This is a genomic window from Mucilaginibacter sp. P5_A4, from assembly GCF_056400605.1.
In genome coordinates this window covers 1-1,130 of the sequence record NZ_JBFUKX010000144.1, presented here as the reverse complement: position 1 = coordinate 1,130, position 1,130 = coordinate 1, and the positions used below count along the sequence as shown (strand labels likewise).

Genomic DNA, 1,130 nt, shown 5'->3' with positions numbered 1-1,130 from the left:
GGTGATGCCGCGTGGATGACAGGTATGGAACGAAATTCGGACCTCGTTATCCGCTCATGTTATGCGCCTTTACTTGCAAATGTAAACAAGGCTACCGCAACCGTGCCGAAAGCATGGCAATGGGAATCAAACCTGATAGGCTATGATGCATTGACAAGTTTTGGTTCGCCCTCGTACTATGTACAAGTAATGTTTAATAGCTATATCGGCAATAAAGTGGTTCCTGTAGCGGGCGCAAATATCCCCACCCAAACAAGACCTGCTACCAAACAGGACAGCGCGGCGAACAACATGCCCAAACCTATACCAGGCATGTTTTATGTAGCTACCAAGGACACCAAAACGGGAAAACTGTTCCTTAAAGTAGTAAATGCAACAGGAAAGCCGCAACAGGTTGATATTGATTTAAAGGGGGCCGGAAAGCTTGCTCCCGAGGGTATTATCGTGGTCATAAAAGGTGATAAACCCGAAGATACCAACACGATCAGCGATCCGGTAAAAATAGTTCCGGTTACCTCCAAAATAAAAGTGGCCGGCGCTAAATTTACCAGGACTTTCGATCCATATTCAGTAAGCATGCTTCAAATAAATACATTAACTAAATAATTGAAACCAGTTAAGAATACCAGGACAAAAAAAACAAAATGTGAATATGAGAAATGCGATTTACAGGTTATGGATGACGGCCTTAATTATCACGCTTATAGTGCCGTGTTTATACGCGCAAAAAGCCACTAATCCCATTATTTACGCAGATGTACCAGACATATCAATAGAACGTGTAGGCAATAGCTATTACATGAGCAGCACAACGATGCACATGAGTCCCGGTGTACCGATTATGAAGTCGAACGACCTGGTGAACTGGAAGACGGTGGGTTATGCGTACGATACTTTAGCAAATATTGATGCAACAAATCTTACAAATGGCAAAAATATGTATGGGGAGGGTTCGTGGGCAAGTTCTATCCGTTTCCATAATGGCACCTATTATGTAAGCACATTTTCTGCAAATACCGGCAAAATGCACATTTACAGTACTAAAAATATCGAAAAAGGCCCATGGAAAGCCAGGTCATTTGCCCCCGACCTGGGTGATCACTCCTTGTTTTTTGATGATGACGGAAAAG

At 42.9% G+C, this 1,130-nt stretch carries 2 protein-coding genes; both read left to right on the top strand.

Features of this window, described 5'->3' with window-relative positions:
* Positions 1-606, top strand: a 606-nt coding sequence (locus AC1DQW_RS27705) for an alpha-L-arabinofuranosidase C-terminal domain-containing protein (RefSeq protein ID WP_477457022.1), incomplete at its 5' end; no start/stop codon positions are given.
* 46 nt (positions 607-652) lie between these two features.
* A partial coding sequence (locus AC1DQW_RS27700; protein WP_477457021.1) for a family 43 glycosylhydrolase occupies positions 653-1,130 on the top strand: 478 nt, incomplete at its 3' end.